7 protein-coding genes are annotated in these 5,836 nt (G+C 74.0%); all 7 read left to right on the plus strand.

Translation table 11 applies throughout. The features are described from left to right. The coding region (locus NOD94_RS39860; protein ID WP_281211133.1) for a pantoate--beta-alanine ligase at window positions 1-324 on the plus strand (324 nt) is incomplete at its 5' end. Continuing rightward, a complete protein-coding gene (locus NOD94_RS39865) occupies window positions 321-2,072 on the plus strand; it encodes an L-aspartate oxidase (protein ID WP_281211134.1) in 1,752 nt (583 codons plus the stop codon). The genes NOD94_RS39860 and NOD94_RS39865, both read left to right, overlap by 4 nt. A gap of 1 nt (window position 2,073) precedes the next feature. Beyond that, the gene (gene nadC / locus NOD94_RS39870) at window positions 2,074-3,042 is read left to right on the plus strand and encodes a carboxylating nicotinate-nucleotide diphosphorylase (protein WP_281211135.1); all 969 of its coding nucleotides are present in this window, start codon (window positions 2,074-2,076) and stop codon (window positions 3,040-3,042) included. 3 nt (window positions 3,043-3,045) lie between these two features. Further along, window positions 3,046-3,855, plus strand: coding sequence for a type III pantothenate kinase (locus NOD94_RS39875; protein ID WP_281211136.1), 810 nt, complete (start codon window positions 3,046-3,048; stop codon window positions 3,853-3,855). Window positions 3,856-4,034: 179 nt separating this feature from the next. Continuing rightward, window positions 4,035-4,787, plus strand: coding sequence for a GntR family transcriptional regulator (locus tag NOD94_RS39880; RefSeq protein ID WP_281211137.1), 753 nt, complete (start codon window positions 4,035-4,037; stop codon window positions 4,785-4,787). Window positions 4,788-4,958: 171 nt separating this feature from the next. After that, window positions 4,959-5,153, plus strand: coding sequence for a DUF397 domain-containing protein (locus NOD94_RS39885; RefSeq protein ID WP_281211138.1), 195 nt, complete (start codon window positions 4,959-4,961; stop codon window positions 5,151-5,153). 243 nt (window positions 5,154-5,396) lie between these two features. Next, window positions 5,397-5,836, plus strand: a 440-nt coding sequence (locus tag NOD94_RS39890) for a hypothetical protein (RefSeq protein ID WP_281211139.1), incomplete at its 3' end; no start/stop codon positions are given.

The raw sequence follows: 5,836 nt of genomic DNA on the forward strand, positions 1-5,836 counted from the left end.
GCCGAGGCCGCCCCCGCGAGCGACGAGCGGGCGACGGCACTGGCCCGGCTCGGCGAGATCCGGGCCTCCGCCGACGCGCACGCCGTGTCGGCGGCGGGTTCCGGGCTGCCGGACGCCGTACGGGCGGCGGCCCGCCACGTCCTGGAGGAGGCGGGCCGACACGAGCCGCCGCTGGTGCTGGACTACCTGGCGCTGGTGGACCCCCGGGACTTCGCCGACGTCGGCCACGGCTTCACCGGACGGGCCGTCCTGGCCGTCGCGGCGAAGGTCGGCACGACCCGGCTGATCGACAACATCCCATTGGAATTCGGAGCACACGCGTGAGCACCACAGGCAGAGGCCCCGCGCCCGGCAGCGGCACGGGAACCGGCATACGGCTGCACGCCCCGGCCCCCGGCTGGGCCGTCGAAGCGGACGTCGTGGTCGTCGGATCCGGTGTCGCGGGGCTGACCGCGGCGCTGCGCTGCGCCGCCGCGGGCCGTCGTACGGTCGTGGTCACCAAGGCGCGGCTCGACGACGGCTCCACCCGCTGGGCGCAGGGCGGCATCGCCGCCGCGCTCGGCGACGGCGACACCCCCGAGCAGCACCTGGACGACACCCTGGTCGCGGGCGCGGGCCTGTGCGACGAGGCGGCCGTCCGGCTCCTCGTCACCGAGGGCCCCGACGCGGTGCGCCGGCTCATCGCGACCGGAGCCGTCTTCGACACCTCCTCGGAGACCGGCGAGATAGAGCTGACCCGCGAGGGCGGCCACCACCGGCGCCGGATCGCGCACGCGGGCGGCGACGCCACCGGCGCCGAGATCTCCCGGGCGCTGGTCGAGGCGGTCCACGCGGCCGGCATCGAGACCGTCGAGAACGCGCTGGTCCTGGACCTCCTCCAGGACGCCGGGGGCCGTACGGCCGGCGTCACCCTGCACGTGATGGGCGAGGGCCAGCACGACGGCGTCGGCGCCGTCCACGCCCCGGCCGTGATCCTCGCGACCGGCGGCATGGGCCAGGTCTTTTCCGCGACCACCAACCCCTCGGTCTCCACGGGCGACGGCGTGGCCCTCGCCCTGCGCGCGGGCGCGGAGGTCTCCGACCTCGAATTCGTGCAGTTCCACCCGACCGTGCTGTTCCTCGGCGCGGACGCCGAGGGCCAGCAGCCCCTGGTGTCGGAGGCGGTCCGCGGCGAGGGCGCGTACCTCGTCGACGCGGACGGGGTCCGCTTCATGACCGGGCAGCACGAGCTGGCCGAGCTGGCCCCGCGCGACATCGTCGCCAAGGGCATCATGCGCCGCATGCAGGAGCAGGGCGTCCAGCACATGTACCTCGACGCCCGGCACTTCGGCGCCGAGATGTGGGAGCAGCGCTTCCCGACGATCCTGGCCGCCTGCCGGTCCCACGGCATCGACCCGGTGACGGAGCCGATCCCGGTCGCGCCGGCCGCGCACTACGCCTCCGGCGGCGTACGGACGGACCTCCAGGGCCGCACCACGGTCCCCGGCCTGTACGCGTGCGGCGAGGTGGCCTGCACGGGCGTGCACGGCGCGAACCGGCTGGCCTCGAACTCCCTCCTGGAGGGGTTGGTCTTCGCCGAGCGGATCGCCGACGACATCGTCGCCCGCACCCCGTCCGGCAGCCGCCCCGAGACCCCGGCGCCCGCCACCGGCCCCCTCCAGCCGGCCGAGGCCCGCCACGAGGTCCAGCGGATCATGACGGACGGCGCGGGCGTACTCCGTTCCGCCGCCTCCCTGGCCGGGGCCGCCGAGGCCCTGGAGACCCTGTACGCGAGGGCGCTGGGCGAGCTGGAGAGCCACGGCAAGACGGCCGTACCGGGGGTGGAGACCTGGGAGGCGACGAACCTGCTGTGCGTGGCCCGGGTCCTGGTCGCCGCCGCCCAGCGGCGCGCGGAGACCCGCGGCTGCCACTGGCGCGAGGACCACCCCGACCGGGACGACGCCGACTGGCGCCGCCACCTCGTGGTGCGGCTGTCGGCGACGGAGAAGCGCGCCCTGGTCGTCACCCCCACCGACAGCGCGGACTTCCCGTCCGTCGACGTCCCCCTCAACCCCCCGAGCATGGAGCAGTGACGTGAGCACCCCCGAACTTCCCCTGATCGACCAGAACGAAGGCGGCTGCGGCGACGACTGCGGCTGCGGCGAGGGCGAGGAGTCCGGCCTGGACCCGGCGCTCGCGCAGCTGCTGGAGGACGCGGGTCTGGACCCGATCGAGGTCGAGGACATCGCGCACATGGCGCTGTCCGAGGACCTGGACGGCGGCGTCGACGTCACCACCGTCGCCACCGTCCCCGAAGAGGCCGAGGCCGTCGCCGACTTCGTGGCCCGCGAGGACGGCGTGGTGGCGGGACTGCGCATCGCCGAGGCCGTGTTCTCCGTCGTCTGCACGGAGTCCTTCGAGGTCGAGCGGCACGCCGAGGACGGCGACCGGGTCGCGAAGGGCGACGTGCTGCTGTCCGTGCGCGCCCGCACCCGGGACCTGCTGACCGCCGAGCGCAGCGCCCTGAACATCCTGTGCCGGCTGTCGGGCATCGCGACGGCCACCCGCCGCTGGGCGGACGTCCTGGAGGGCACGGACGCCAAGGTCCGCGACACCCGCAAGACCACGCCGGGCCTGCGCTCCCTGGAGAAGTACGCGGTCCGCTGCGGCGGCGGCGTCAACCACCGCATGTCGCTGTCGGACGCGGCGCTCGTCAAGGACAACCACGTGATCGCCGCCGGTGGCATCGCGCAGGCCTTCAAGGCCGTCCGCGAGGCCTTCCCGGAGGTGCCGGTCGAGGTCGAGGCCGACACGATGGACCAGGTCCGCGAGGTCGTGGACGCGGGCGCCGACCTGATCCTGCTGGACAACTTCACCGTCGAGCAGACCAAGGAGGCCGTCACCTTCGTCGCCGGCCGCGCCACCCTGGAGTCCTCGGGCCGGCTCACCCTGGAGACGGCCCGCGGTTACGCGGAGACCGGTGTGGACTACCTGGCGGTCGGCGGCCTGACGCACTCCTCGCCGATCCTGGACATCGGGCTCGACCTGCGCGAGGCGGTGTAAGCGGTGCTCCTCACCATCGACGTGGGCAACACCCACACGGTCCTGGGCCTGTTCGACGGTGACGAGATCGTCGAGCACTGGCGCATCTCGACCGACCCGCGTCGGACGGCCGACGAGCTGGCCGTCCTGATGCAGGGCCTGATGGGGATGCACCCGATGCTCGGCACCGAGCTGGGCGACGGCATCCACGGCATCGCGATCTGCGCGACGGTGCCCTCCGTCCTGCACGAACTGCGCGAGGTCACCCGCCGCTACTACGGCGACGTCCCGGCGGTGTTGGTGGAGCCCGGTACGAAGACGGGCGTGCCGATCCTGATGGACAACCCGAAGGAGGTCGGCGCGGACCGCATCGTGAACGCGGTCGCCGCCGCCGAGCTGTACGGGGGCCCGGCGATCGTCGTCGACTTCGGTACGGCGACCACCTTCGACGCGGTGTCCGCGAAGGGCGAGTACGTGGGCGGGGTGATCTCCCCGGGCATCGAGATCTCGATGGAGGCGCTCGGCGTGCGCGGGGCGCAACTGCGCAAGATCGAGCTGGCCCGGCCGCGGAACGTGATCGGCAAGTCCACGGTCGAGGCGATGCAGTCGGGCGTGGTCTACGGGTTCGCGGGCCAGGTCGACGGGATCGTCGCCCGCATGGCCAAGGAACTCGCGGGCCCGGGCGGCGACCCGGACGACGTGCGCGTCATCGCGACGGGCGGGCTCGCCCCGATCGTCCTCGGCGAGGCCTCGGCGATCGACGACCACGAGCCGTGGCTGACCCTGATCGGCCTGCGGCTGGTGTACGAGCGCAACGCGCCCAAGTTCGCCTGACGCCGACACCGGCGCCGACGCGTGCGCCCACCGGCCCCCTCCCGCACCCCGGGTGGGGGCCGTCGCGCGTCCGGCCCCTTCCCGGCGCCCTCACGCCTCGTCAGGCCGATCCGTCAGCTTCGACCTGATGGGTTAGCTTGGGCGGCGTCGTCGGACGCACAGGCTCCCGAGGTGACCAAATGCCCCGTGAATCACCGTACTTGCAGGTGGTCGACTCGCTCCGGTCCCGGATCGAGGCGGGCGAGTGGGAGGTCGGCGACCGGCTCCCCTCCCGCGCCCGGTTCGCCCGCGAGTACGTCGTCGGGCAGAACGTCACCCAGCGGGCGATGGAACAGCTGATCATCGAGGGCTTCCTGGAGGGCCGCGCCGGCTCCGGCACGTACGTGCGCACCCCGCGCCGGCGGATGCGGATGCTCCGCACCCGGCGGCGGGTCCCCGGCGCCGGCAACGCCTTCCGGGGCGAGGCGGCCGCGCACGGCATCGCCGCCTCCTGGGACTCCAGGACCGTCCCGCGGCTCCCGGCCCCCGAACGCATCGCCGCCCGGCTGGCCATCGCTCCGGGCGACCCCTGCGTGATGACCCGCTACGAGTTCATGGCCGACGGCAGCCCCGCCGAACTCTCCGAATCCTGGGAGCCGTTGGCGATCACCTCCGGCACCCCCGTCGTGCTGCCGGAGGTGGGGGAGCTGCGCGGTGCGGGCGTCGTCGCGCGGATGCGGTCCATCGGGATCACCGTCGCCTCCGTGGTGGAGGTCCCGCGTCCGTCCCGCGCGAACCAGGACCGGGCCAACCTGCTCGGCATCAGCCTCGGCGCGCTGATCACCGAGATCGAGCGCACCTACTTCGACAGCGAGGGCCGTCCCGTCGAAACCGCCGACCTCGTCATCCCGGACTCCCGCTACGAGATCGCGTACGCCTTCCCGGTGGAATGACGGCCCGGACCGCCCCCGCATTCCCCGCCGTTACCCACTGCGGGACCCGCCCGTACGGCGTTGGTAATTTTTACGCTGTGATTTTGACGGAAATGGCCGGAGTGCGACTCCACCGGCGATAGCGTGCCGGTCGAGAACCACACGAACCCAGTCCACGGCGGAGGAGACACCATGACCGAGAACGCCGCCCGGCCCGCCTGGCAGAAGTCGTCCTACTGCGGCGACGGGGACGCCTGCGTCTACGTCGCGGCCGCCCCGGGGAGGCTCGTACGGGTCGCGGACCGGGCCGACCCGGCGCACCTCGTGATGGCCACCACCCACGCCGCCTGGGCCGATTTCCTGAGGTCCGTGAAGACGACCGGCTGAGAGCCGCCCGGGAACCGCCCGAGAAGCGCCCGAGAACGGGCCGGGAGCGGGCCGGAAGCGGGCGGCGAATGCTTCGGGGGTCGACCGGGCCCGGAATCCGGGGCCCCGCCGAGGTCCCCGTCACGGTCCCGTCATCGCCCCGTCGCGGTTCCCGCCGCGCCGAAATTCCCCACCCTGGGGGGATTTTGTCCGATTAGCGCGTATCTTCGGCGCATGCCCACGCCCTACGGATCCCGCGGCGGCATGGCGTTCGGCGCCGCCGAGCTGCTCGTGCTCAGGCGCCTCCTCGCCCACGCCCTCCAGCCCTCCTCGGCCCCCCTGACGGCCGCCGAGGTCCAGGACTGCCTGCGCCTCGCGGCGTCGGTGGACGACGCGGTGGCGGAGGCGGGCCGGCTCAGAGCCTTCCTGCTGGCCGATCTGGCCCGCTACCGGGACGCCCTCCCCGGCAGCCTCCCCGGCTACCTGGAACTGCTCCAGGACGCCCTGGCCGCCGGGTACGAACCGGTCCCCGACGACCTCGCGGCCCTGCGCGCCCTGCGCGGCAACCCCGTCGCGGCCGCGGTCCTGGCGCGTGCCCGGACCGTCGCGGAGCGTTCCGTACGCCGCCGCCTGTCGGCCGCCGCGCCCGCACCCCGCACCCGGCTGCTGGCCCTGGCCGGCGGCCGCGAGGAGCCCCGCTCCGC

Source organism: Streptomyces sp. Isolate_45 (assembly GCF_024721315.2).
Lineage (GTDB): Bacteria > Actinomycetota > Actinomycetes > Streptomycetales > Streptomycetaceae > Streptomyces.